The organism is Streptomyces sp. NPDC029041, from assembly GCF_040637515.1.
Taxonomy (GTDB): Bacteria; Actinomycetota; Actinomycetes; order Streptomycetales; family Streptomycetaceae; genus Streptomyces.
On the sequence record NZ_JBEZWO010000013.1, the window covers coordinates 17,773 to 43,404 of the forward strand.

A 25,632-nucleotide genomic window follows, 5' to 3' on the forward strand; every position below is an offset into this window, starting at 1 on the left:
TTCAGGGGTTCTCCGGCGGGAAGGGCCGGTCGGGCGGGGCCGGCATCTCGTACGGGGCGGGGCTTTCGTACCGGCCCGGGCCGGGCGTCAGGAAGTCGTAGAGCTCGAAGTCCCCGTCACGGTCCTGCAGGGCGTCGTACTCCCATGACGTGTAGGGGGCGCAGGGAGCGTAGCGGCCGTCCGGGGCGATGCCGCCTCCGTCGCCACCGGGCGCATCGCCTCCCCGAGCATCCTCGGCGGCTTCCGTGCCCCCGGCCACCCCCGCGGTCCCCGCTGCTGCGGTGGGCGTGAACGGGCCGCGGCCGCCGCCCTTCCGGGGCCGCCCTGCGGCCGCCTTCTTGCGCTGTCCGCCGGTCATCGGCTCGCCCGGCCCGGGCGTCCGGCACCGCCAGGCCCGGGCTCCCACCGCCGTGGGGATCGCCGGCAGGCCCAGCCAGGCCAGCGTCGCGGCGGCGACCTGCCACCACACGGGGCCGAAGCGGGACAGCACGCCGGAACCGAGCGGGCCGCCCGACAGCGCGGCCAGTCCCGCGAGCACGGCCGCGGACAGGACCGACGCCAGTACGGCGGCACGGACGGTGCGGCCGGCCGGCCACGGCGCGGCCCGCGGACCACCCGGCCGCGTCCCGCCGCGCTCCCCGGAGGCCGCCCCCTTCGCCACCGTCCAGCCCACGACCACCCCGGCGGCCAGCGGCACCGCCCCCACCGCCCAGTACGCCGGCGTCCCCTGCCCGGCCTCCGGCACCGCCGCCAGCAGCGGAAACGGCGGCAGGAGCGGAGCCGGTGCCGAGGACAGCGGGCCGACCGCATGGCCCGCGCCGAGGGCGAAGCCGGGGCCGAGGGCGTAGGCGGCGCCCCACACCGCCGCGTTCGGGACGAGGGCCACGCACAGCAGCAGTACGGCGAACCGCCCCGACCACCCCTCGGTCAGCCGGAGCAGCCCCGCCTGGGTGGTCGCACCGTGCCAGACCAGCGACACCACCACCAGCAGCGCGCCACCCCCGAGCAGTACCGCCGTCCCGGCCGCCGCGGCCCGGACGGCGAGGCCCGGGCGCCTGCCCGGACCGAGCACCAGCGGGCGTACTCCCGGCGGCAGCACGCCCAGCAGGTGCCGCAGCGGCCGGCCGGGACGACCGTACGCCGACCACACGCCCGCTCCGCCCGCCACGACGGCGACCAGCGGAACGCACACCCCCGTCCACACCCACGACGGCCGCAGCGCACCGCCCGCGGCGTAGAGGGCTGCGGGCGCGGCGACGGCGAGGTAGCCGAGGACCACGCCCGCCCACGCGGTGCGGGCGGAGACCAGGGGCGGGATCACGACTCCCTCGGCGTACTGCCCGAGGTCGTCGCCCTCGGCCCCGCCTCCACCGTCCGTGGCGTCCCGCGCCGCCCGGTGCAGCAGCCACACCGGCAGTGCGAGCAGCAGCAGAGGCGACAGGCCGAGCGGGGCGGGGACGCCGGAGAGCGTGTCGGTGCGGACCAACTCGACGCCGTGGGCCAGCAGCCAGAGCGCCGCCGCCACGTGCATGGCGCCGCCGGGCCCGCTGTCCGGGTACGGCGAGCTGATCCACAGCAGCGTCACGAGCACGGCGAACGACGCGAGCCCGAGGCCCGCTGCGAGCGCACCCCCCATGAAGCCGTCGCCCAGTCCGGGGGAACGGTGGCGCATCCGGGTGAGCAGGGGTGACGGCGAACGTCGGCGAGGGGTCATCTCGTTCACGACCGCCATGCTCCCAACGACACGCGCTTTACCGGCGTAACAGGCGAACCCTCGCTGTGTCGCTAAAAATACGCTTATGTACTTGTCCGGACGGAGGCGAGCCCTGTGACGCAGAGCCCTGCCCTGCCGCTCCCGCCGCCCAAGGAACGCCGACGCCTGCGCGAGGCCGCCTCGCTGACGCGGGCTCAGCTGGCCTCCCGGGTGGGCGTGACCAGCGAGACGGTGCGCGGGTGGGAGACCGGCCGCTCCACGCCACGCGGCCGTACCGGGGAGAAGTACACGAAGCTGCTCCACTCGCTGGGCGGCGAGACGGAGGTGGCGCCTGGTCGGACGGGGGCTGCCGATGGCCGGACGGGGGTTGTCGACGGCCGGACGGGTGCTGCCGACGGCCGGACGGGTGCTGCCGACGGCCGGACGGGGGTTGTCGACTCCGACACCCCGGAACCCTCACCCGGGGCCGCGTCGGCACGGCGGCCCACCCGGACCCGGCGCAAGGCCGCGGCCACCGGCCGCACACGGCCCGCCGCCAAGGACCGGGGCCGAGGACCCGTCACCGTCCCCGACCGCAGCCACACCCCCGTCCCGCACGGACACCGCGTCATTCCCGCCGAGCGCCCGCGCACCACGCCGCCGCGCCGGCCGGACGACGCCGTCACCGCTCTGACGCCCGATCAGGCCTTCGACGCGCTGTACACCTTCTGCGCCCCCGCGCTCGTGCGGCAGACCTATCTGCTGACCGGCCGTCGCGGACCGGCCCGGGAATCGGTGGAGCGGGCCTTCCGGATCGCATGGCAGCGCTGGCCCGAGGTGGCCCGCGACCGCGACCCGGCGGGATGGGTGCGCGCGATGGCCTACGAGTGCGCGCTCTCCCCGTGGAACCGGCTCCGGCGGCGCTTCCGGCTCCCGGAACCGCCGCCGTCCGACCCGTTCGACCGGGCACTGATGGACGCCCTGCTGGCGCTTCCGCCCTGCTACCGCCGCACGCTCGTGCTCTACGACGGCGTCGGACTCGGCCTGCCGGAGACGGCGGCGGAGTCGGAGGCCAGCACCCGTGCGGCCGCGAACCGGCTGGTCCACGCGCGCGAGGCACTGGCCGGGCGGCTGCCGGAGCTCGCGGACCCGGAGACGCTGCACTGGCGGCTGGTCGAACTGGCCTCCACCGAGCGGCTGCGGGCCGCCAAAGCGCCGGTCGTGCGCAGGGGCGGGGAACGCCGGGCCCGCTTCTGGACCAGGGCCGCCATCGCCTTCACGGTCGCCCTGATCGGCACCACCGCCCTCACCGTCCGCACGGCCCCCACCCACTACGAGCCGCCGGTACCGCCGGGAGAGACGGTCCAGGGCGTACCACCGCCCGTCGCGCCCGGACCACTGTCCGAGAAGGAGCAGAAGCTGCGCGCCAAGCTGCGCGAGGAGCAGCAGAGCGGACCGGACAGGCTGCTGCCGCTGCCGCGGTGAGGTGGTGAGGCGGAGAGGCGGAGAGGCGGTGACGCCCTGACTCGGTGGGCACGGTGAGGGGTGGGTACGGGGACGCGGTGGGCACGGAGACGGCGGCGCTGGCCCGGCACAGCGGCGAAGGCCCGGCACAGCGGCGAAGGCCCGGCACGGCGGTGAAGGCTCGCAAACGGCGGCGCTCGTCCGCAATGGCACCGGAGGCAGGGAAACGGCGGTGGGCCCGCTCCCCGTAGGGAGCGGGCCCACCAGTGCGCTACGGCGTCGTTCAGCCCGCAGGGCGGTCCTCAGCCGGCGAGGATGGCGCGCGCCAGCTTGGCCGTCTCGGTCGGCGTCTTGCCGACCTTGACGCCGGCGGCCTCGAGGGCCTCCTTCTTCGCGGCGGCCGTGCCGGAGGAGCCGGAGACGATGGCGCCGGCGTGGCCCATGGTCTTGCCCTCGGGCGCGGTGAAGCCCGCGACGTAGCCGACGACCGGCTTCTTCACGTTCTCCTTGATGAAGGCCGCGGCCCGCTCCTCGGCGTCGCCGCCGATCTCACCGATCATGACGATCAGGTCGGTGTCGGGGTCGGCCTCGAACGCGGCGAGAGCGTCGATGTGGGTCGTCCCGATGACCGGGTCGCCACCGATGCCGACGGCGGAGGAGAAGCCGATGTCCCGCAGCTCGTACATCATCTGGTACGTCAGCGTGCCGGACTTCGACACCAGGCCGATGCGGCCCGGCTTGGTGATGTCGCCCGGGATGATGCCGGCGTTGGACTGGCCCGGCGTGATGAGACCGGGGCAGTTCGGGCCGATGATCCGGGTCTTGTTGCCCTTGGACACGGCGTAGGCGTAGAACGCGGCCGAGTCGTGGACGGCGATGCCCTCGGTGATGACGACCGCGAGCGGGATCTCGGCGTCGATGGCCTCGACGACGGCGGCCTTGGCGAAAGCCGGCGGGACGAAGAGGACGGACACGTTGGCGCCCGTCTTCTCGATCGCCTCGGCGACCGTGCCGAAGACCGGGATGTCATTGCCGTCGATGTCGACCGACGTGCCCGCCTTGCGGGGGTTCACGCCACCGACGATGTTCGTGCCGTCGGCCAGCATGAGCTTGGTGTGCTTCATGCCCGTGGCACCGGTCATGCCCTGGACGATGACCTTGCTGTCCTTGTTGAGGAAGATAGCCATGGCTGTTTAGTCCCTCGTCCCTTACTTCGCAGCCGCGAGCTCGGCGGCCTTGTCGGCCGCGCCGTCCATGGTGTCCACGCGCTGGACCAGCGGGTGGTTGGCGTCGGAGAGGATCTTGCGACCCAGCTCGGCGTTGTTGCCGTCCAGACGGACGACGAGGGGCTTGGTGACTTCCTCGCCCTTGTCGGCGAGCAGCTGCAGCGCCTGGACGATGCCGTTGGCGACCTCGTCACAGGCGGTGATGCCACCGAAGACGTTGACGAAGACGGACTTGACGTCCGGGTCGCCGAGGATGATCTCCAGGCCGTTCGCCATGACGGCGGCGGAGGCGCCACCACCGATGTCGAGGAAGTTGGCCGGCTTCACGCCGCCGTGCGCCTCACCGGCGTACGCGACGACGTCCAGGGTGCTCATGACGAGACCCGCGCCGTTGCCGATGATGCCGACCTCACCGTCGAGCTTGACGTAGTTGAGGTTCTTCTCCTTGGCGGCGGCCTCGAGCGGGTTGGCCGCGGCCTTGTCCTGGAGGGCCTCGTGCTCCGGCTGACGGAACTCGGCGTTCTCGTCCAGGGAGACCTTGCCGTCCAGGGCGATGACGTCACCGGAGGCGACCTTGGCCAGCGGGTTGACCTCGACCAGGAGGGCGTCCTCCTTGATGAAGGTGTCCCACAGCTTGACCAGGACGTTCACGACCTTGTCGGCGACCTCGGCCGGGAACTTGGCGGCCGCGACGATCTCGCGGGCCTTCTCCTCGGTGACACCCTCGTTGGCGTCGATCGGCGTCTTGGCGACGGCCTCGGGGCGAGTGGCCGCCACCTCCTCGATCTCCATGCCGCCCTCGACGGAGGCGATGGAGAGGAAGGTGCGGTTGGCACGGTCCAGGAGGAAGGAGACGTAGTACTCCTCCACGATCTCCGGGGCCGTCTCGGCGATCATCACCTTGTGGACCGTGTGGCCCTTGATGTCCATGCCGAGGATGTTGGTCGCGTGCTCGACCGCCTCGTCGGGGGTGGCGGCGAGCTTGACGCCGCCGGCCTTGCCACGGCCGCCGACCTTCACCTGGGCCTTGACGACGGACTTGCCACCGAGGCGCTCGGTGGCTGCGCGGGCCGCCTCAGGCGTGTCGATGACTTCACCGGCCAGCACCGGTACATCGTGCTTGGCGAAGAGGTCCCTCGCCTGGTACTCGAACAGGTCCACGCGCTTCCGTCCCTATCAGTGATCTCGCGGTTCGTTGTCTGCGTGGGCGTGCCGCGAGGGCAACGTGACGTCCGCTGTCTGTCACAAGGGAGGCGCACACGGTGTCCGAGCGCGCGGCATGTCCGTCTCGCAGGTTATCGCTGCTTGCGGGAGGCCTCTAAATCGAGGGTCACACCTGAGCGGTGATACCTGTCACATGATGCCGCGCTCTCTGGCACGGCGTGCCGAAGGTGAGGGGCCTCACCGGGCTGGGGTTGGCCCGGTGAGGCCCGTCTGACGCCCCCGGAGAAGTACGAAGGCCCTGTTCAGGGCCTGCTCTCCGGGGCCGCGGGTCCTGTGGTCCCCACCCCTATGGGAACCACCCGACCCATCCACGAGGTTTCGGTCGCGGACCGCCGACGGCTTTCGGCCGTCCGGACGTGACGCCTCGTGAAGCATGAGGGAGGGGTGAGGGGAGAAGGAGCCGTGGGCGCCCCGACGGGTCGGCCGACCGCCTCTCCCCTGCGGCCGGGCCACGGCAGCGGCGCCTCGGCGCTCTGCCGCTCCCGGCCCGGGAAGAGCCGCGCTAACCGGGGAAGAGGGGGATGTCCCGAGGGGTGCGCCGGGTGCCCGCCACGTCCGTACGGGCCGCGGCACCGGGCACGAGCCCGGAAGCCGCCCAGGGGCTCGGGGTCACGGCCTGCGCGTCGCCGTGACGGGACGAGCCGCTGTCGGCCACGGACCGGTTCCCGAGCACGCCGTCGGGTCGCCCGCCGGGCACGTCGTCGGCCCGGCCCGGTCCGGCGTGCGAGGAGGGTCTCGGACGGCCTGGGTGGGCGGGGTGGGCGGGGTGGGCGACGGGACTGCTGAGACGGTGGGCGTGGTGGGTGTGGTGGGCGTGGCCGATGTGGCCCGTATGTCGTCCGGTGTGACGGCCGGTGTGACGGAAGGGGCTGTGGTGGTCCACGTGTCCGCCGTGGTGCACGGCGGTGACAGGGGGCGACGGGCTTGCGGGCGGGATGCGCGGCGCGGTGCCGTGGACCGCGGTGTGCGGCACCGGCGCCGTCGTCCCGCCCGGCTGCGGGTCGGCCGTGACCGGTGACGGGAGGGCGCGACCGGGGGGTGTCGGATTGTCCGCGAGCTCGGGGAGGGGAAGAGCGGGCGATACCGGGAGCCCGGCGTCACCGGGAACCCTGGACAGACCTGGCAGGCCCTGGGGGCCCGGCAGACCCTGGGGGCCCGGCTGGGCCTGCAGATCCGGCAGGTCCGGCAGGTCCGGCAGGTCCGGGAGCGCGGGCAGCTTCACGTGCGACAGCTGACGGGGCGGCTCCGGCAGGTCCGGCACTTCCGCCGGCTTCAGCCGCCCCGGCCGCTCCGGGTGCGACGGCCGCTCGGGCGGCTGTGAGTGCGACCGCGCCCCTGGGGACGACGACGGCCCCTTCGCCCGCATGCGAGCCGCCCCGTCACCCGGCCGCTCCGCCGCGTCACCCCTGGACCGGACGAGCGGGTCCCCCACGGCCCCCGGGACGGGAACCCCGCTGACGACCTGCCCGGCCCGGCCGTCCGGCAACGCCCCTGCGCCGCTCTCCGCGTGCGCCCGCTCCCCCCACAGCAGCCCGAGGACCAGCAACCCGCCCATCAACAGCGCCAGTTGCAGCGCACGCCACCCGGCCGCGGCGCGCGGCGCGCGCAACGCGGCATCGGGCAGGGCTGCTGACCAGGCCAAGAGGGGAAGCTTCCTCCCGTGCGACGGAAGCGGTACCGCCCGCCGGCACACGCGCCGTCAGGCAGGCGCCGATCCTCGCACGCGAGTGCGCACGTCGCGCAAGCCCTTGCTGTCGATGGACCGTCATGTCCGTTTTGCTGCGGCGCGTCGGACGGCGAGGCATCGACACGTCGTCATCTGCCCCCGCGCGCCGGGCCCTTCATGCCGCATCGGGTATCGGCAGCGGCCTCTTCTCGATCGCGGCCGCCATGACCTCAGGGAACAGGTCGGGCGTGCACGCGAACGCCGGTGCCCCCAGCGCCGCGAGCGCGGCCGCGTGCTCCCGGTCATACGCGGGCGCTCCCTCGTCCGAGAGCGCCAGCAGCGTCACGAACTGCACCCCCGACGCCTTCATCGCCGAGACCCGCTTGAGCATCTCGTTGCGGATGCCACCTTCGTAGAGGTCGCTGATCAGCACGACCACCGTCTCCGCGGGCCGTGTGATCTGCGCCTGGCAGTACGCGAGCGCCCGGTTGATGTCCGTGCCCCCGCCGAGCTGAGTGCCGAACAGCACGTCGACCGGATCGTCCAGTTGGTCCGTGAGGTCGACGACCGCCGTGTCGAAGACGACGAGTCGCGTGGAGATCGTCCGCATCGAGGCGAGCACCGCCCCGAACACCGATGCGTACACAACGGACGCCGCCATGGATCCCGACTGGTCGATACAGAGGATGACCTCCTTCTTCGTGGACCGGGTCGCCCGCCCGAATCCGATGAGCCGCTCCGGCACGATCGTGCGGTGCTCGGGCAGGTAGTGCTTGAGGTTGGCCGCGATGGTGCGGTTCCAGTCGATGTCGTGGTGGCGGGGCCGGCTGATCCGGGCGCTGCGGTCGAGGGCGCCGGTGAGGGTGGCCCGGGTGCGGGTGGCCAGCCGCTTCTCCAGGTCCTCGACGACCTTGCGCACGACGGCCCGGGCCGTCTCCTTCGTCGTCTCCGGCATCGCCTTGTTGAGGGACAGCAGGGTGCCGACGAGGTGCACGTCGGCCTCCACCGCCTCCAGCATCTCCGGCTCCAGCAGCAACGTGGCGAGACCGAGCCGGTCGATGGCGTCGCGCTGCATCACCTGCACGACGGAGGAGGGGAAGTACGTCCGGATGTCCCCGAGCCAGCGCGCCACGGACGGCGCCGACGCCCCGAGTCCCGCCGAACGGTCCCGGCCCCCCTGTGACCTGCCGTCCTTCGTGCCGTACAGCGCGGCGAGCGCCCCGTCCATCGCGGCATCCCGCCCCGACAGCGCGCAGCCCGTACCGTCCGCCGCGTCGCCCCCGAGGACGAGCCGCCAGCGCCGCAGCCGCTCCTGCGCCGGGTCCGTCGATGCGGACGTCATCCCCGTCCTCCCTTGTGCCGTTCCCACAGCGGGATCACCGGCACGGTCGTCGTGGGCCGCCCGTCCGCCCGGAGCCCGCCCGTTCCGGTGCTGCTCGCCCGCGGAGTCGTCCGCTCCCGCAGTGCCTCGGTCGTCATCCCGTCACCCCTGCCACGTTGTTGTCGGTGTTCTCATCCGCTTCGTCCAGCCCGAGCAGCAGCCGCACCACCGGCAGTGCGGCCTCCGCACGCGCCGCATCGAGGCCGGCCGCGAACCCGGGTGCGCCGGAGCCGGCGGCGCTCACGCCGCGCCCGGCTCCCGGTCCGCGCCGGACCAGTTCCCCGAGGGTCCGGCGCACTCCGGGCTCGTACGCCGAGAACGTCCGCCGCAGCAGCGGCAGTACGTCCGTGAAGGCCCCGGCCGGCACGCCGGTCAGCCACGCGTCGACGAGGCCGAGCAGCCGCTCGTCGTGGACCAGGAGCATCCCGCCTCCGGAGCCCCCTCCGACGAAGCCCTCGATCCACGCGGCCGCGTCCGCCGGCGGTGTGCCCGGTGACAGGGCGAGCCCCATCAGCAGTGCCGCCTCGTCCTGGGCCAACTCCCCGTCGTCGAGCAGGAGCCGCACGGCCCGTCCCCGGATGACCCCGGGCACGGAGTCCCGCCCGCACAACACGCGCAGCACCGACTGCCAGCGGTTCCTCAGGCTGCCGTGTCCCGCGGCGGGGGTGTCGCCGAGGAGACCGACGGCTGCGTGCACCGCGTCCACATGGCGCCTCATCTCCTCGGCGGCGTCCCCGTCGAGCGCGGCGCAGGCCGGGGGAAGGCCGACGAAGACCCGCTCGGCCAATCCCGCGGCGACTTCCGCCAGAGCAGCCGTGCCGGTGCCGCGCACGTCGCCGTACCGCAGGGAGCGGACCAGCGCCGGGAGCGCCTGGGCGAGATGCCCGACGTCGGTGTCCAGGGCCGCCCGGTCGGCGAGGACCCGCATCACCATCGGCAGCGCGTCGGGCAGGTCGGCCAGCAGGCAGTGCTCGGCGACCGCGGTGACGCCGGCCAGGCCCTGGGCGGTGACGGCGTCCGCTTCGGCCTTGGCGGTCGCGGCGGACAGGACGGTCGTCCCCCACACCCCGGCCTCGGCGATCCGCACGGACAGTTCGGGTTCCCAGCGCAGCCGCCACGTCTCCCGGAACGTACCGGTACTGCCGCGCGAGGCGGCCGGTTCGCCCCACCCGATGCCGAGCAGCCGCAGCCGGTGCAGCAGCCTGCTGCGGGCGGCGTCGTTCTCCTTGCGCAGGTCGAGCTCCGTCTCCCGCTCCAGCGCCTCCGGCTTGAGCCGCAGCCGGCGTTGCAGCCGGGTGAGGTCCCGCTGCAACGGCACCGCCGGCGCCGACGAGGGCACCTCGCCCAGCACGTCCCCCACGACCAGCCGGTCCCGCACCAGCTCCAGCGGCACGTCCGAGCCCTCGCACATCACCGCCCGCACCGCGTCGGTCGTCTCGCTCAGGCCGGGCAGCGGACGGCCCCGCATCGCGGCGAGCGTCTCGGCCAGCCGCACCGCCTCGATGACGTGCGCGGAGGAGACGATCCGGTCCTCGGCGCGCAGCAGCCCCGCCACTTTGGTCAGCCACCGCTCCACCGGCCGGTCCGGGGCGCTGAACAAGTGCCCGTACCAGCCCGGGGAGTCGATGCCGGCCCCGTACCCGCTCGTCCGGGACAGCCGGCGGTGGGTCCACGGCACCCAGGTCAGATCCGCCTTGACCTTGGGCAGCCCCTTCAGCAGTGCCTTGTCGGCGGCGACGGTGGTCTTCTGCCGCAGTGCGGGCACGTGCCACGCCCCGCAGACCACGGCGACGGAGTTCTCGGACTCCCGCTGCGCGGCGCGCATCTGGAGCCGCATGCAGGCCTCCCGCACCGGGTCGCGGTCGTGTCCCCCACTGCCGTAGGCGTCCCGCAGCGCGCTCATGGCCTCCTCGAGCGCGGTGAACGGCGCCAGGGCGTCGCCCTCTTCCGCGCCCCGGTGTTCCACGACGTCCTCCCACCACCGCTCCGGGTCGTCGTAGCCGGCGGTCTCGGCGAGCACTCCGATCGGGTCGATCCGCGGGTCGGCGGGGCCGGGAGCGGTGTCTCCGTCGGCAGCCGTCTCGGCGTCCGGAGAGCGCTCCGCCCCGGGCTCGTCCTCCCGCCTCCCCCAGGCCAGGGTGTGCGTGGCGGGCAGGTCGATGAAGCGGGCCGGGACGTCGTGCTCCAGGGCCCAGCTGATGGCGACCCACTCCGGGGAGAACCCGGCCAGCGGCCAGAACGCCGAGCGGCCGGGCTCGTCCACGGCGTGGGCGAGCAGAGCGACCGGCGGCCGCATCTCCTCGTCGGCGGCGAGCGGGATCAGCACGTCGGCCTCGGGCGGGCCCTCGATCAGCACGATCCGGGGCCGGACCTGCTCCAGGGCCGCCCGCACCGCCCGCGCGGACCCCGGCCCGTGGTGCCGCACCCCGAGCAGCACCGGGCTCGCTCCGGCCCCCTGGCCGGCTGCCCTTTCCACACCGGTCATCTCATCCCCCTTCCGTCCCGCATGCCCCCGGCAGCGCGTCCGGTCCCGCCAGTCCGGTCCCGCACGTCTTGTTTTCGTACGTATTGTTTTTGTACGTCCTGTTGCGCGCGTCCCGTTGCGGACCGCTCGACGGCGGCCTCCTGCCCACCGGCGCCCCGGTACCGGCGGTCGAGGCCGCCGCGGCGGTGCCCGCGACGGCGTCGCAGCCGGACGGCCCGAGTGCCGACGGGCCTGATCCGCACGCGTCGCTCACACGCTCACCTCGCGGCAGGCCCGGTAGAAGTCCTTCCAGCCGTCGCGCTCGCGGACCACCGTCTCCAGGTACTCCTGCCAGATGACGCGGTCCGCCGCCGGGTCGCGGACCACCGCGCCGAGGATGCCCGCGGCGACGTCGCCCGGCCGCAGCACGCCGTCGCCGAAGTGGGCGGCGAGGGCGAGGCCGTTGGTGACGACGGAGATCGCCTCGGCCGTGGAGAGCGTGCCGCTGGGCGACTTCAGCTTCGTCCGGCCGTCGGCCGTGACTCCGTCGCGCAGCTCGCGGAAGACCGTGACCACCCGGCGGATCTCGGCGAGCCCGTTGGGCGCGGCCGGCAGGTCGAGGGAGCGGCCGATCTGGTCGACGCGCCGCGAGACGATGTCGACCTCGGCCTCGGGGCTCTCCGGCAGCGGCAGCACGACCGTGTTGAAGCGGCGGCGCAGAGCGCTGGACAGATCGTTGACCCCGCGGTCGCGGTCGTTGGCCGTGGCGATCAGGTTGAAGCCGCGGACCGCCTGCACCTCCTGGCCCAGTTCCGGTATCGGCAGCGTCTTCTCCGACAGGATCGTGATGAGCGTGTCCTGCACGTCGGCCGGGATACGCGTCAGCTCCTCGACACGAGCCGTCATGCCCTCCGCCATGGCCCGCATGACGGGGCTGGGTACGAGAGCGTTCCGGCTCGGGCCGTGAGCGAGCAGCTGCGCGTAGTTCCAGCCGTAGCGGATGGCCTCCTCCGGGGTGCCTGCGGTGCCCTGCACCAGCAGCGTGGAGTCGCCGCTGACCGCCGCGGCCAGGTGTTCGGACACCCAGGTCTTCGCGGTGCCCGGCACGCCGAGCAGGAGCAGGGCACGGTCGGTGGCGAGCGTGGTGACGGCGACCTCGACGATCCGGCGCGGGCCGACGTACTTGGGGCTGATCACCGTGCCGTCCGGCAGCGTCCCGCCGAGCAGGTACGTGGCGACGGCCCACGGCGACAGCTTCCAGCGGGCCGGGCGCGGACGGTCGTCCTGGGCGGCGAGCGCGGCGAGTTCGGCGGCGAAGGCGTCCTCGGCGTGCGGTCGCAACGCCTGGGTCGATTCCGGCTCCCCCGCTTCGACGGACGTCGGCTCCACGGACACAGTCATGGCAAAGTCCCCCTCCAGCTCGGCCGGTTCGGATCTGGCACCAACGTTGCACCACACCACTGACAATGCGTTCCGACCTGCGAAAACGCCCCGACGGAGCCACTCGCGGACCCGATTGTCAGTGGCGGGATCTAACGTCGTCGGCATGACTCAGCAGGGGGTGCGCTGGACCGCGGACCAGGTGCTGGCACTGGCACCTGACGCGGCATCACGCAAAGCGGGAAGCAAACTCGGCGCGGCGGGGCCCTGGTCCGAGGCGGGGTGTTCCGACGAGGGGACGGTGTGGGGGCTGTGCAAGGGCAGTGGAAGCAAGCCGTATCAGACGATCGTCGACATCGCGGACGCGGCGGGACCCGCGTACACGTGCACGTGTCCGAGCCGCAAGTTCCCGTGCAAGCACGCGCTCGGGCTGCTGTTGCTCTGGGCCGCCGACGACGCGGCGGTCCCACCGGAGCGGGTTCCGGAGTGGGCCGGACAGTGGACGGCGGGGCGGCGCAGACGCGCGGAGGAGAAGAGGGCCGCGGACGGCTCCGGGACGCCGTCCGGTGCCGCTGATCCGGAGGCGGCGCGGCGCCGTGCGGAGCGCCGGGCCGAGCGGGTCACGGCGGGCGCGGTGGAGCTGGAGCAGCGTCTGGCCGACCTGCTGCGCGGCGGCCTGGCGAGCGCGGAGCAGTCGGGGTACGGCCTGTGGGAGGAGACGGCGGCCCGCATGGTCGACGCCCAGGCCCAGGGGCTGGCGGGCAGGGTGCGGGAGTTGGGGGCGATTCCGGCCACGGGTCCGGGCTGGCCGGTGCGGCTGCTGGAGGAGTGCGCGCTGCTTCATCTCCTCGGTCAGGGCTGGCTGCGTCGTGAACGGCTCCCGGACGGCCTCGCCGCCACGGTCCGCTCCCGCGTGGGCCTTCCCGTCTCCGCCGACGGCCCGCCCCTACGCGACCGGTGGCTGGTCCTCGCCCAGTACGACACGACGGACCCCCGCCTGACGACCCGCCGGATCTGGCTGCACGGCACCGACTCGCTCCGCACGGTCCTCCTCCTCTCTTATGGTGCCGCGGGCCGCGCCCCGGAGCAGGCGCTGCCGGTGGGACTGGCCCTGGACGCCGAGGTGTCCGCCTACCCGGGCGCCGGGCAGCCGCGGGTGGCCCTGGGCGAGCAGTTCGCCCCGGCCGCGCCCTCGGCGATACGTCCGCCGGGGACGACGACGTCGCAGGCGGTGGCACGGTACGGCGACGCCCTGCGCGACGACCCGTGGCTGGAGTCCGTCCCGCTGACGCTGGACCGGGTCGTTCCGGTCCCGGACGGCGACTCCTGGCAGCTGGCGGACGCCGACGAGGACGCGGCGTTGCCGCTCACTCCGGCAGCGCGTTCCCGGCCGGGCCTGTGGCGGCTGGTCGCTCTGTCGGGCGGTGCCCCGGTCAGGGTCTTCGGCGAATGCGGCCACCAGGGCTTCACCCCGCTGACGGCTTGGCCGGAGGGCCCGGGGGACGCGGTCGCGCTCTGCTGAGCCCGCCAGGCCCGAGGACCCTCCCACCCCGCGGACGCGCCCACACCCGGGGTTCACCCAGCCGCGGACGCGCCCACACCCGGGATCACCCAGCCCGCGGACGCGCCAACACCCGGGATCACCCGCCCGCGGACTCACCCGCCCCGCGGACTCACCCACCCCACAGACTCACCGACCCCAAGACCCACGCATCTTTCAGGCATCACGGGACAACCGGTAAGGGCGAGCCTTCAACTACCGGGCATCCCGCGGAAAGGAAGCTCATGACCAGGACCTCCGCTCCTGTGGACGCGCCCGGCGCGAACGCCTGGGAGGGTCTCGTCACCACCGCGCTGCTCGGCACGGACCGCCGCACCCCGCCGGGCACGGCGCCCGGCCCGGCCGCACCCACGGCCCTGCTGGACGCGGCGGCCGCGGAGACCGTACGACGACGGGCCGGTCTGCGCCCGGCACGGGCGGCCGAGCGGCCACAGCCGGCTCCGCCGGACACCCGTCCGCCGCTGCCGCCGGCAGCCGCCCGCAGGCTCGCGATGCTGCTGGCCGACCGCCCCGGTCCGTCCGGCGGCGGCCGCCGGGGCACCGCACCCGACCTGACGGAACTGCTGCCGCAGTGGCTCGCGGTGGCGAACGCCCGTGGTTTTGCGCCGCCTCCGCAGCTGCTTCCGGCGTTGCTGGACGCGGCCCGGGGGCGTACCGACCTGCGCCCGGCGGCACTGCGCTTCGCGGGGCCCCGGGCTCTGTGGCTGGCACGGCTGAACCCGGACTGGCGGTTCGCCCTGCGCGCGACCCCGGGCGGCGGCACGGCCCTGCCGCACCCCGAGGACGGCGACAGGGTGCGGCGACTCTGGCAGGACGGGCTGTTCGCCGAACGCGTCGCCCTCTTGTCCGCCCTGCGCTCACGCGAACCGGCCGCCGCCCGCGACCTCCTCGCGACGACATGGGCGACGGAACGGGCCGAGGACCGGCTGATGTTCCTCGATTCTCTGCGCGCGGGCCTGGGCCCGGACGACGAGCCCTTCCTGGAGCAGGCCCTGGCCGACCGCAGCCGCAACGTCCGGGCGACGGCGGCGGAGCTGCTGTCGGCCCTGCCGGGTTCGGCGCTCGCCGCCCGGATGGCGGTCAGGGCGGAGGCATGCGTGGCCATCGACCACTTGCGGACACCGCGGCCCCTGCGGACCGGCACCGGAAACGAAGGGCACGGGAGAACGGCGCCGGCCTCGGCGTCCACCGGAGCCACAAGACCCACCGGACCCACCGGACTGACGGGCCCTGCAATCACCGGCGCCACCGGAATCACCGGGGCCACGGGAACCGTGGGGGCCGCCGAGGCCACCCCGACGATCGCCGTCGAAGCACCGCACGAGTGCGATCCGGGCATGGAACGCGACGGCGTCGTGGCGAAGGCCCCCGCGGGACGGGGTGAACGGTCCTGGTGGTTCGGTCAGTTGGTGGAGGCGGCACCGCTCGGGACCTGGTCGCGGCGGCTCGGCGGCCGCACGCCCCGGGAGATCGTGGCGCTGCCGGTGGCCGACGACTGGCAGGGCGAACTGCATGCGGCGTGGTGCCGGGCGGCGGTACGCCAGCAGGACGCCGAATGGTCACGCGCGCTGCTCGGCGATCCGTCGGCGCCGGAAGCGGGCGGTCCGGGTGCCGTGTCCCTGGCCGAACGCGCCAAGCTGCTCGGCACGCTGAACGCCGCCGAACGGGCCGAATGGGTCGCCGGCTTCATCGGCACGCACGGCCTGTCCGAAGCCTTCCAGTTGCTCGGGGTGTGCGCGGTGCCCTGGGGGGCGCCGCTCGGCCGGGCCGTGGTGGACGCGCTGAACATCGCTCGGGACGCGGGGAGTTATCCATGGAGTTTCAGCGGAGTGATGGGACTGGCCGAGCGCTGCCTGAACCCGTCCGAGGCCTCCCGGCTCGATGCCCTGCTGGCCGTACCCGACGAGCCGGAGAACGCCTCACCGGGAGCCGGCGGCTACTGGGCGGAGGCCTTCCAGCGCCTGGTCACGACCCTGCGTCTGCGCGCGGCGATGGCCGAGGAACTGGGAGCGGCCTGACAGCGGCCTTCGCCGACGCGCACCCCGCTGCATCCGGCGACGGGTGCCCTCCCGCGACGACTCAACCCCGGGCGGGCCGACGACCGGGACGGTCACCGGGGGCAGCCGATGCCGGACTCCCGCCGGACCCGCCGCCCGGGGCGCCTCCTGCCGGGCGGGGACGCCCGGGACGGGCCGCCGCAGGCCTACGCCTGCGCAGGCTGGCGCGCGTTCGTCCGGACCCACTCCACGATCGACGCCGTCGTCGCACCGGGCGTGAAGATCTCCGCGACGCCCTTCTCCTTGAGCAGAGGGATGTCCGCCTCGGGGATGATCCCGCCGCCGAAGACCAGGATGTCCTCCGCGTCCCGCTCCCTGAGCAGGTCGATCACCGCCGCGAAGAGCGTGTTGTGCGCTCCGGAGAGGATGGACAGCCCGATCGCGTCGGCGTCCTCCTGGATCGCCGTGTCGACGATCTGCTCCGGAGTCTGGTGGAGGCCGGTGTAGATGACCTCCATACCGGCGTCGCGCAGGGCCCGCGCGATCACCTTGGCCCCGCGATCGTGGCCGTCGAGCCCCGGCTTGGCCACCACCACGCGGATCGGACCGGCTGCCACACCCATCACTGCCTCCATGAAGCGACTACATCCATCGGTACCGACAAGTACCGCACACATCGGGCAAGCCGTACACGCCGCACCGCACGGACACCCCGCCCCGCACCGTCCGGGCAAGTGAACGAACGTTATCTCCAGGATCCCGCAACCGGCAGTTTCGCGGTGGATACCGAGGGGGAAATCACACGATGGGACAAGCGCAAGGGGAGCCGCATCGAGGCCGCCGTCCCGCCGCGTCATCCACGCACCGCGGCGGCAGGGCACCTCGGCGAGGGCACGCAGGGCACGCACCGCACACACAGCACGCAAGGCAGACACGGCGCACCGGCGGGGAGCCTCGTCACCCCACCGATCGGGGACCCCCGTCGCACCAGCGGCGTCACACACGCCACACGCCGTGTCCTGCCCCCGCAGCTCACGCGGCTCACGCCGCTCTCGCGGTCATGGCCGGCCGTCTTCGCAGCTGCTTTCCACGAGGGCACACGGGGGGCGGAGCCGTCCTGCCGCGTGCCGACAGGAGGTCGGCCATGAAGGTCACCAGGGCTGCTCTGCCCTTTCTTCCGCTCTGCGAGCGCCTGCTGCCGGGCCGGCTGGCGGGACTCTCCCTGGCCCTCCTGAAGGCCACGGCCCTGGAGATCGCGATCCTGGCCGGGCACCTCCTTCTCTATCCGTCCGGCATCACCCAGGAGCGGCGCGCCCCTGTCCCTGCGCTGCCCGCGGACGGCGCCGCCCAACTGCCCACGCAGGCCAAGCCACCGGTTCTCCTGCTGCACGGCTTCATCGACAACCGCTCGGTCTTCGTCCTGTTGCGCCGCAGCCTCGCCCAGCACGGCAGGCAGCAGATCGAGTGCCTCAACTACTCGCCGCTGACCTGCGACATACGCGCCGCCGCCGAACTGCTCGGCCGGCGCGTCGAGGAGCTCTGCGAGCGTACGGGCGCCCGGCAGATCGACATCGTCGGGCACAGCCTGGGCGGCCTGATAGCGCGTTACTACGTGCAGCGCCTCGGCGGCGACAGGCATGTGCGGACCCTTGTCACGCTCGGCACGCCGCACTCGGGAACCCGAGTGATGCCCTTCGCCGACGCGCACCCCATCGTGCGCCAGATGCGCCCCGGCTCACCGGTGCTCGAGGAGCTCACCGCGCCCGCCCCTGACTGCCGTACGCACTTCGTCGGTTTCTGGAGCGATCTGGACCATGTGATGGACCCGCCGGAGACGGCCTGCATCGACCATCCCGATCTGATGGCGCAGAACGTGCGCGTGACCGGCATCGGCCATCTCGCCCTGCCCGTGCACCCCGCCGTCGCCGACGGCGTGCGACAGGTCCTCGATATGGCCCTCCCGGGTGAACCGACCGCCGAACACACCGACGATCTGACAGTCGCCTGAGACTCGTCCTGCAGCGGTCACTCGACGCCACAGCACCGATCAAGCTCGAACAAACTTCGAACACAGGACCAAACCCGTGCCCGTCGTCCGCCAAAACACGGCCGAATGCCCGTTTCCTGCGCGCGCGAAACCTGCCGAAGATTGTCGTGCCCGCGTACCGCCGGGTACAGTCGCCGCACTGCTCTGGCAGCCCCTGTTGTCGAGGCGAAAGAGAAGTTGGTGAACGACCGTCACCCGTCGGGGACCATGACCCCGGCTCCGGCTTCCGACGCCGCCTCCGCGCACTACGCGTCGTACAACACCCAGGAAGCCCAGTACGGCGACTTCACCACGTACGGCGAGTACCCCGCCACCGGATTCGACGCCACCGGGCACGCCACCGCGAGCTTCGCGACCGACCCCCTCTTCGGCGACATGCCGGGCAGCGGACACGACTCGGGCACCTACGACACCGGCCACTGGCCCACCGGCACGCACGAGAACGTGCACTACGACGCCTACGCGGCCCAGCACCACGCCGCCTACGACACCGGCGTCTACGACACGACCTCCTGGACGGCCGAGCAGCAGCCGATGCCGGTCATCCCGTCCCAGGCCCCGTCTCCCGACGCCACCGGACAGTGGGAGACCGGCGCCTGGCTCCAGCCCGACCAGTCCGGCAACCCGGCCGACCACACCCAGCAGTGGGATTGGGGCACGCAGGCCTTCGACACGGGCGCCTACGACGCCACGCAGTGGAACTCCGACGGCACCGCCGCACCGGCTCCCGACGCCTTCGAGCACCCTGCCGAAACCTTCGACCAGCACGAGACGGCCGCCTTCGACCAGGTCACGTACGACGAATCCGCCGAAGCCGGCCATCACGCCCCCGACACGGACGACGGCGAGCCGGCCACCACCGGTGAACTGCCCGTCGTCACCCCCCTCCTGGACGGCCAGGAGGACGTCACCCCGGCCCCGTCCTCGCGGGCGGCCTCACGCGCCGGCTCCCGCTCCCGCCGCCGCACGCCCCCCAAGCGCTCGGCGCTGATGACCATCGCGGTGCCCTCGGCGTGCGTGATGGGTGTCGCCGGGATCGCCGCCGCCTCCGTCGGCACCTTCTCCGGCGACAGTGCCGCCGAGGCGCAGACGACCGCGGCGGACGCGCAGCCGGTCAAGCCGGCCACGGCCAACAACAAGCTGGACACGCAGCTGCAGAGCCTCTCCGCCGGCGCCGACGACTTCGCCGACCGGGCCAGCCGCACGCAGGAGCGCATCGACCTCAAGGCCCAGCAGGCCGCAGAGAAGAAGCGGGCGGCGGAGGAGGCGGCCCGCAAGGAGCGGCTGCGCCCCAAGTTCGCCCTGCCGGTCGCGCGGCACGGACTCAGCGCCTACTACGGCCAGTCCGGCATCAACTGGATGTCCCTGCACACCGGCATCGACTTCCCCGTCTCGTACGGCACGACCGTGATGGCCGCGACCGACGGCACCGTGCGCACCCAGTGGAACAGCGCGTACGGCAACATGCTGATCCTCACCGCGAAGGACGGCACGGAGACGTGGTACTGCCACCTCTCCACGTACACGGTCCCCTCGGGTACGACCGTGAAGGCCGGCGATCCGATCGCGCGCTCCGGCAACTCCGGCAACTCCACCGGTCCGCACCTGCACTTCGAGGTGCGCCCGGGCGGCGGCTCGGCGATCGATCCGCTCCCCTGGCTGCGCAGCCACGGCATCGACCCCACGTAACGTCCCGGCGGCCTCCGTCGGCGTCGAGCAACGTCCCCGCAGGCCTCGCCCGCATCGGGTGACGCCCCGGCAGCCCCCGCCCGCGTCGATCGCGCAGGGGCACACGGGTTCACGTCACGGCGCTACAGCTTCTCCACCGGCGCGTACCGCAGCAGCAGCCGCTTGGGCTTGGTGTCGCCGAAGTCGATCGTCGCCTCGGCGTTGCCGCCGGTGCCCTTGACCGCGACGACGGTCCCGAGCCCGAACTGGTCGTGCGTGACGCGGTCCCCGACCGCCAGTGACACCACCGGCTTCTCGGACGTGCGGCGCGTGGCGAAACCCGAGGCGCCCGACGCCGACGAGCGCGAGCGGGACGACGACAGCGAGGCCGCCACAGCCGAGACCGGCCCGGAGGACGCGGGCGCGGCCGCACCCGTCCGCTTCCACTCCACGTGGGTCGGCGGGATCTCCTCCAGGAAGCGGGAGGGCGGGTTGTACGACGGCTGGCCCCAGGCGCTGCGCAGGGTGGACCGCGTCAGGTACAGCCGCTCCCGCGCGCGCGTGATGCCGACGTAGGCCAGGCGCCGCTCCTCCTCCAGTTCCTTGGTCTGGCCGAGGGCGCGCATGTGCGGGAAGACGCCGTCCTCCATGCCGGTCAGGAAGACGACCGGGAACTCCAGGCCCTTGGCGGTGTGCAGGGTCATCAGTGTGATGACGCCGTCGCCGTCCTCCTCGTCGGGAATCTGGTCGGAGTCGGCGACCAGGGCGACCTGCTCGAGGAAGTCGGACAGGGAGGCCTGCTCGTCCTCGCCGCGCTCCTGCTCGAACTCCATGGCGACGGCGGCCAGTTCCTGGAGGTTTTCGATGCGGGTCTCGTCCTGCGGGTCGGTGGAGGCCTGCAGCTCGGCGAGGTATCCGGTGCGCTCCAGCACGGCTTCCAGCACCGTGGCCGGTCCGGCGCCGGACTCGACGATGGTGCGCAGATCCTCCATCAGCGTGTTGAACCGCTTGACGGCGTTGGTGGAGCGCGCGGCCATGCCGTACGCCTCGTCGACGCGCTTCAGGGCCTGGGGGAAGCTGATCTTCTCCCGCTGGGACAGGGCGTCGATCATCGCCTCGGCGCGGTCGCCGATGCCCCGCTTGGGGACGTTGAGGATCCGGCGCAGCGGCACCGAGTCCTCGGGGTTGGCCAGCACGCGCAGGTAGGCCAGGACGTCCCGGACCTCCTTGCGCTCGTAGAAGCGGACGCCGCCGACGACCTTGTAGGGCAGGCCGACGCGGATGAAGATCTCTTCGAAGACACGGGACTGGGCGTTGGTGCGGTAGAAGACGGCGACGTCTCCGGCCTTGGCCTCGCCGGCGTCCGTGAGGCGGTCTATCTCCTCGGCGACGAACTGCGCCTCGTCGTGCTCGGTGTCGGCGACGTAGCCGGTGATCCGGGCGCCGGTGCCCGCGTTGGTCCACAGGTTCTTGGGGCGGCGGGACTCGTTGCGCTCGATGACGGCGTTGGCGGCGCTGAGGATCGTCTGCGTGGAGCGGTAGTTCTGCTCCAGCAGGATGGTCGTCGCGTCCGGGTAGTCCTCCTCGAACTGGAGGATGTTGCGGATCGTCGCGCCGCGGAAGGCGTAGATCGACTGGTCGGCGTCGCCCACCACGCACAGCTCGGCGGGCGGGATCTCGGCCTCGGGCGGCACGTCGACGGGGTGCTCGGAGGTGCCGACCAGCTCGCGGACGAGGGCGTACTGCGCGTGGTTGGTGTCCTGGTACTCGTCGACCAGGACGTGCCGGAAGCGGCGGCGGTAGTGCTCGGCGACGTCCGGGAAGGCCCGCAGGAGGTTGACCGTCGTCATGATCAGGTCGTCGAAGTCGAGGGCGTTCGCCTCGCGCAGCCGCGACTGGTACATGGCGTAGGCCTGGGCGAGGGTCTTCTCGAAGCCGTCGGTCGCCTGGGCGGCGAAGTCCTCCTCGTCGATCAGCTCGTTCTTCAGGTTGCTGATCTTGGCGCTGAAGGACTTCGGCGGGAAGCGCTTGGGGTCGAGGTCCAGATCACGGCAGACCAGGGCCATCAGGCGCTTGGAGTCGGCGGCGTCGTAGATCGAGAAGGACGAGGTGAAGCCGAGCTTCTTGCTCTCCCGGCGCAGGATGCGCACGCACGCGCTGTGGAAGGTCATGACCCACATGGCGTTCGCGCGGGGGCCGACGAGCTGCTCGACGCGCTCCTTCATCTCACCGGCGGCCTTGTTGGTGAAGGTGATCGCGAGGATCTGGCCCGGGTGCACGTCCCGCTCGGCGAGCAGGTGGGCGATGCGGTGCGTGAGCACGCGGGTCTTGCCGGAGCCGGCGCCGGCCACGATGAGCAGCGGGGAGCCGGAGTGGACGACGGCGGCGCGCTGGTTGTCGTTCAGCCCCTCCAGGAGGGTGGCGGTGTCCACCACCGGGCGGGGGGCTCCGTCCCGGTAGTAGGCGTCCCGGTCCGGCGGCACGTCGAACTTCCCGCCGAACAGATCGTCCGGGATCGGCTCCGGAACCTGATCGTCCTCGGGCGGCGGCGGGGGCTCGTCCGCGGGGCCCCGCTGGGCCTGGAGGTTCGCCAGGAAGCTGTCGTCAAAGAGGCTGCTCATCGCTCTCCGAGTCTAGGGCGCCCCACTGACAGCCCGCCGCCGCCCTGAGAACATCGCCGCGCGCCCGGGGCCCCGCCGACCGCCCGGTGGCGCGTTGTCGCCCTCCATGACGGCGCGATCACGCCCTGCTACCCACCTGGCAAGTGGGGACTTTTCCCACTCAATCCCCCTTGATCGTTCACTCTCGGCAACGCTCAGGAATAAGGTCACGAAAATGTATCGGGCATATCACCCATCAACCTTCACAGGGGCCACACGAGTTGGCTACGGTGCGACCGGGCCGCATGACCCCCACCGGCGAACGTCGCCGGGCCGCGCGGCCTCCGCCGAGTCCGGCGTGCCGCAGCGGCAGCCGGAGCCGGGGACCCAACCGTGAACCTGGGGTGAATCGGCCCGACTCCCTGTGCGGAGAAGGCCGTAGGGCAAACCTTCCGAACCACCCGCCCGAACCCGACAGCTAACCCGGTAGGCGGAACATGGAAGGAGTCGCCTCCCTTGGCGTCGCACCGCAAGTCGCGTCCTACGGGTACGCGCATGGCAGGCATACGGACCCCCGCCCTCGCAACGGCGGCCCTCACCTCCGTGGCCCTGCTGTCCCAGTCGGCCAACGCCGCCCCCGAGGCCGACGACAAGCCCAGCCTGGAGGAAGTCGAGAAGAAGGTCGGCGACCTGTACCGCCAGGCCGAGTCGGCGACCGACAAGTACAACGCGGCCAAGGAGAAGACCGCGAAGCAGCGCAAGCGCGTCGACACCCTCCTCGACGACGTCGCCCAGCGCACCCAGAAGCTCAACGAGGCGCGCGAGGAACTGGGTTCCTTCGCCTCCGCCCAGTACCGCACCGGTGCCGCCGCCCCGGACACGGCGACGTTCCTGCTCGCGGACACCCCGCAGGACTACTTCGACCAGACGCAGCTGATGGACCGGATGACCGGCCGCCAGAAGGTCGCGGTCGACGACTACATCACGCAGCAGTCCGAGACGATGAAGAAGCGCCAGGAGGCCACCGAGAGCCTCGAGACGCTCACCGAGTCGCAGGGCGACCTGAAGACGGCCAAGGCCACCGTCCAGCGCAAGCTCGCCGACGCGCGCGAACTGATGACGAAGCTGACCGCCGAGGAGAAGGCCCGGCTCGCGGCGATCGAGCAGGAGAAGCGGGCCGAGGCCGCCCGCAAGGCCGACGAGCTGGCCCGGCAGCAGGCGGCGCAGCAGAAGGCTCAGGAGGAGGCCGCCCGGCAGCAGGACGGCGGGTCCTCCCCCTCCGGATCGACGGGGTCGACGGCCTCCGGCTCGTCCACCCCGACGGCCCCGGCCGACTCCTCCTACGCCACCAAGGCCGACAAGGCGCTCACCTTCGCCCGCGCCCAGATCGGCAAGCCGTACGTGTGGGGCGCGGTCGGGCCCGGCTCGTACGACTGCTCCGGCCTCACCCAGGCCGCCTGGAAGGCCGCGGGCGTCACCCTGCCGCGCACCACCTACGACCAGGTCGACGCCGGCACCACGGTCCCGCTCTCCCAGGCGCAACCCGGTGACCTGGTCTTCTTCTACGACGACGTCACCCACGTCGGGATCTACATCGGCAACGGCATGATGATCCACGCGCCGAAGCCCGGTACGTACGTGCGCGAGGAGTCGATCTACTACGACGGCGAGTCGGCGATCCACAGCGTGGTGCGCCCGGCCTGAGCAGCCTGAGGTCCGGCGGATCGCGACGCATTTTTGAGGGGCACGTGCGCGTGCCCCTCCTCCCCCCGCGCGCGCCGCTCTCTAGCATCGGCGCTATGTCCGGTCCCTCCCCTTTTGCCGCATGGTGGGCGACGTATGCGCTGGCGACCGGCATCGTGTCGGCCGGTCTCGACTCGGCGGGGTACGCCGCCCTCTCCCGCATCGCCCTGGCCCTGACCTGCGCGGCCTGGCTGGCGGCGGCCGCGGGCCTCGTCCGGCGGACGCGCGGCGAGGGCCGGGTGGAGACACCGGCCGCGCTCACCACGGTGGCGGCGACCGCGATCCTGGGCACCGGCTTCTCGGCGGCCGGGCAGCAGCCCGTGGCCGAGGCGCTGCTGGCGCTCGCCATGGTGCTCTGGGCGGTGCTGCTCACCGTGGAGGCCCAAGGGCGGCGCGGAACGGTGTTCCTACGCTGCGTGGCCACGGAGGCGATCGCCGTGCTCGGCGCCACCCTGGCCGCGGCCGACAGGGCGGCCTGGCTCGCCCACGCCGCCCTGGTGCTGTTCTGGCTGGGGCTCGCGCTCTACTGCTTCGCCCTGTTCCGCTTCGAGCCCCGGCAGGTGGAGGAGGGGCACGGGGACCACTGGTTCGCGGCCGGCGCCCTCGCCGTCTCCGCACTGGCCGGGGCGGCACTCCTCAGCGCCGACAGCCCACGGCTGAACCTGTGGAACGAGGAGAACGCCGACACCCTGCGCACGACGACGGTCACGCTGCTGGTGCTCGCGCTGATCGCCTGCGTGGCCCTGCTCCTGGCCGAGCTCTTCTGGCCCCGGCACCACTACGACGTGCGGCGCTGGGCGACCGTGTTCGCCGCGGTCGTGACGGCGACGGCCACCCTCGCGGTCGCCGCCGCCCTCGACGTTCCCTGGCTCGACGTCGCCGGAGAGGTGCTGCTGTGGATCGCGGTGGCCGCATGGCTCGGGTGCACCGCCTGGGCCCTCACCTCCGCCCGGGCCGCCAGGAGGCGCCCCGGGGTCAGGTCCAGAGCACGGCGATGAAGATGTTCGCCGTGGTCAGCAGGCCGACCAGACCGAAGAGGCCCTTGTCCACCTTCTCGTCGTCCCGCTTCACATAGACCAGGCCGAGGATCACGATCAGCAGGGCCAGCTTCACGCCGATCTTGATGTTGTTCACGGTCTGGTCGTCGGCCTGGTTGAGGCCGACCAGGATCACACCGGTGACGAGCATCGTGAGCGCGCCGTGCAGCATCGCGGGGGTGAAGCGGGCGGTACCCTCGCCCATCGCCTTCATCTGGGTCAGGAAGCCCCCCAGGAGCGAGGCGATGCCGATGATGTGGAGGCCCACGAAGAGGTGGATGAGTACGTCCATGAGGCCGGAGCCTAATCAGGGGCTCCGAAGCCACCCGACACCGGCCCGGGGACGCATCAATGCACCCCATAGCACCCGATCACGGTCACTCGCTCACGATTCGACCCATCGGTCATCACGCTGAGTGAAGTAGGCGACGCCTGGGCGGGTTCACGGTCGCATACGGTCACCGCCGGTCCTCTCCCGACA

At 72.8% G+C, this 25,632-nt stretch carries 17 protein-coding genes and 1 riboswitch; of the genes, 7 read left to right on the forward strand and 10 right to left on the reverse strand.

Annotated features, from left to right (window positions below; translation table 11 throughout):
- Nucleotide 1: 1 nt before the first annotated feature.
- Nucleotides 2-1,732: a DUF6350 family protein gene (locus AB0F04_RS29565; protein WP_362046827.1), complete on the reverse strand. Its 1,731-nt coding sequence runs from the start codon at nucleotides 1,730-1,732 to the stop codon at nucleotides 2-4.
- 96 nt (nucleotides 1,733-1,828) lie between these two features.
- Between AB0F04_RS29565 and AB0F04_RS29570 the strand changes: the two genes are divergently transcribed.
- The gene (locus AB0F04_RS29570; protein ID WP_362046830.1) at nucleotides 1,829-3,178 is read left to right on the forward strand and encodes a helix-turn-helix domain-containing protein; all 1,350 of its coding nucleotides are present in this window, start codon (nucleotides 1,829-1,831) and stop codon (nucleotides 3,176-3,178) included.
- Between the two features lie 281 nt (nucleotides 3,179-3,459).
- Here AB0F04_RS29570 and sucD read toward each other — a convergent pair whose 3' ends face one another.
- The 6 genes from sucD to AB0F04_RS29600 all read right to left on the reverse strand — a co-directional run bounded on the left by sucD (nucleotide 3,460) and on the right by AB0F04_RS29600 (nucleotide 12,519).
- Nucleotides 3,460-4,344 carry a succinate--CoA ligase subunit alpha gene (sucD, locus tag AB0F04_RS29575; protein WP_062928672.1) on the reverse strand — a complete coding sequence of 295 codons (885 nt, stop codon included), beginning with the start codon at nucleotides 4,342-4,344 and terminating at the stop codon, nucleotides 3,460-3,462.
- Between the two features lie 21 nt (nucleotides 4,345-4,365).
- Nucleotides 4,366-5,544 carry an ADP-forming succinate--CoA ligase subunit beta gene (gene sucC / locus AB0F04_RS29580; RefSeq protein ID WP_362046833.1) on the reverse strand — a complete coding sequence of 393 codons (1,179 nt, stop codon included), beginning with the start codon at nucleotides 5,542-5,544 and terminating at the stop codon, nucleotides 4,366-4,368.
- Between the two features lie 565 nt (nucleotides 5,545-6,109).
- The gene (locus tag AB0F04_RS29585; protein WP_362046836.1) at nucleotides 6,110-7,249 is read right to left on the reverse strand and encodes a hypothetical protein; all 1,140 of its coding nucleotides are present in this window, start codon (nucleotides 7,247-7,249) and stop codon (nucleotides 6,110-6,112) included.
- Nucleotides 7,250-7,448: 199 nt separating this feature from the next.
- On the reverse strand, nucleotides 7,449-8,615 hold the full coding sequence (locus tag AB0F04_RS29590; RefSeq protein ID WP_362046839.1) for a VWA domain-containing protein: 1,167 nt from the start codon (nucleotides 8,613-8,615) through the stop codon (nucleotides 7,449-7,451).
- Between the two features lie 133 nt (nucleotides 8,616-8,748).
- Nucleotides 8,749-11,139, reverse strand: a complete 2,391-nt coding sequence (locus AB0F04_RS29595; RefSeq protein ID WP_362046842.1) for a DUF5682 family protein — start codon at nucleotides 11,137-11,139, stop codon at nucleotides 8,749-8,751.
- Nucleotides 11,140-11,388: 249 nt separating this feature from the next.
- Nucleotides 11,389-12,519: an AAA family ATPase gene (locus tag AB0F04_RS29600; RefSeq protein ID WP_362046845.1), complete on the reverse strand. Its 1,131-nt coding sequence runs from the start codon at nucleotides 12,517-12,519 to the stop codon at nucleotides 11,389-11,391.
- Between the two features lie 145 nt (nucleotides 12,520-12,664).
- On the opposite strand from AB0F04_RS29600, the gene AB0F04_RS29605 reads away from it, so the two are divergent.
- Nucleotides 12,665-14,020 (forward strand): SWIM zinc finger family protein, encoded by a 1,356-nt coding sequence (locus AB0F04_RS29605; RefSeq protein ID WP_362046848.1) that lies wholly within the window; start codon nucleotides 12,665-12,667, stop codon nucleotides 14,018-14,020.
- Nucleotides 14,021-14,283: 263 nt separating this feature from the next.
- Nucleotides 14,284-16,077, forward strand: a complete 1,794-nt coding sequence (locus AB0F04_RS29610; RefSeq protein ID WP_362046851.1) for a DUF5691 domain-containing protein — start codon at nucleotides 14,284-14,286, stop codon at nucleotides 16,075-16,077.
- A 185-nt stretch (nucleotides 16,078-16,262) separates the two neighbouring features.
- On the opposite strand, the gene AB0F04_RS29615 is transcribed toward AB0F04_RS29610, so the two are convergent.
- Nucleotides 16,263-16,679: a cobalamin B12-binding domain-containing protein gene (locus AB0F04_RS29615; protein WP_362047184.1), complete on the reverse strand. Its 417-nt coding sequence runs from the start codon at nucleotides 16,677-16,679 to the stop codon at nucleotides 16,263-16,265.
- Between the two features lie 521 nt (nucleotides 16,680-17,200).
- Between AB0F04_RS29615 and AB0F04_RS29620 the strand changes: the two genes are divergently transcribed.
- On the forward strand, nucleotides 17,201-18,064 hold the full coding sequence (locus AB0F04_RS29620) for an alpha/beta fold hydrolase (RefSeq protein ID WP_362046854.1): 864 nt from the start codon (nucleotides 17,201-17,203) through the stop codon (nucleotides 18,062-18,064).
- A 105-nt stretch (nucleotides 18,065-18,169) separates the two neighbouring features.
- The gene (locus AB0F04_RS29625) at nucleotides 18,170-19,792 is read left to right on the forward strand and encodes a peptidoglycan DD-metalloendopeptidase family protein (RefSeq protein ID WP_362046857.1); all 1,623 of its coding nucleotides are present in this window, start codon (nucleotides 18,170-18,172) and stop codon (nucleotides 19,790-19,792) included.
- Between the two features lie 122 nt (nucleotides 19,793-19,914).
- Here AB0F04_RS29625 and pcrA read toward each other — a convergent pair whose 3' ends face one another.
- Nucleotides 19,915-22,392 (reverse strand): DNA helicase PcrA, encoded by a 2,478-nt coding sequence (gene pcrA / locus AB0F04_RS29630; RefSeq protein ID WP_362046859.1) that lies wholly within the window; start codon nucleotides 22,390-22,392, stop codon nucleotides 19,915-19,917.
- Nucleotides 22,393-22,706: 314 nt separating this feature from the next.
- Nucleotides 22,707-22,879: riboswitch (cyclic di-AMP (ydaO/yuaA leader) on the forward strand.
- A gap of 8 nt (nucleotides 22,880-22,887) precedes the next feature.
- Between pcrA and AB0F04_RS29635 the strand changes: the two genes are divergently transcribed.
- Together AB0F04_RS29635 and AB0F04_RS29640 are read left to right on the forward strand one after the other, a co-directional pair.
- Complete coding sequence (locus AB0F04_RS29635) at nucleotides 22,888-24,075, forward strand: NlpC/P60 family protein (protein ID WP_362046862.1); 1,188 nt, start codon at nucleotides 22,888-22,890, stop codon at nucleotides 24,073-24,075.
- A gap of 95 nt (nucleotides 24,076-24,170) precedes the next feature.
- Entirely contained in the window at nucleotides 24,171-25,112 is a 942-nt protein-coding gene (locus tag AB0F04_RS29640) for a hypothetical protein (protein WP_362046865.1), read from the forward strand.
- Here the strand turns inward: AB0F04_RS29640 and AB0F04_RS29645 are convergent.
- On the reverse strand, nucleotides 25,090-25,443 hold the full coding sequence (locus tag AB0F04_RS29645) for a hypothetical protein (RefSeq protein WP_053674578.1): 354 nt from the start codon (nucleotides 25,441-25,443) through the stop codon (nucleotides 25,090-25,092). The two genes, AB0F04_RS29640 and AB0F04_RS29645, sit on opposite strands and share 23 nt — an antisense overlap.
- Between the last annotated feature and the right edge of the window lie 189 nt (nucleotides 25,444-25,632).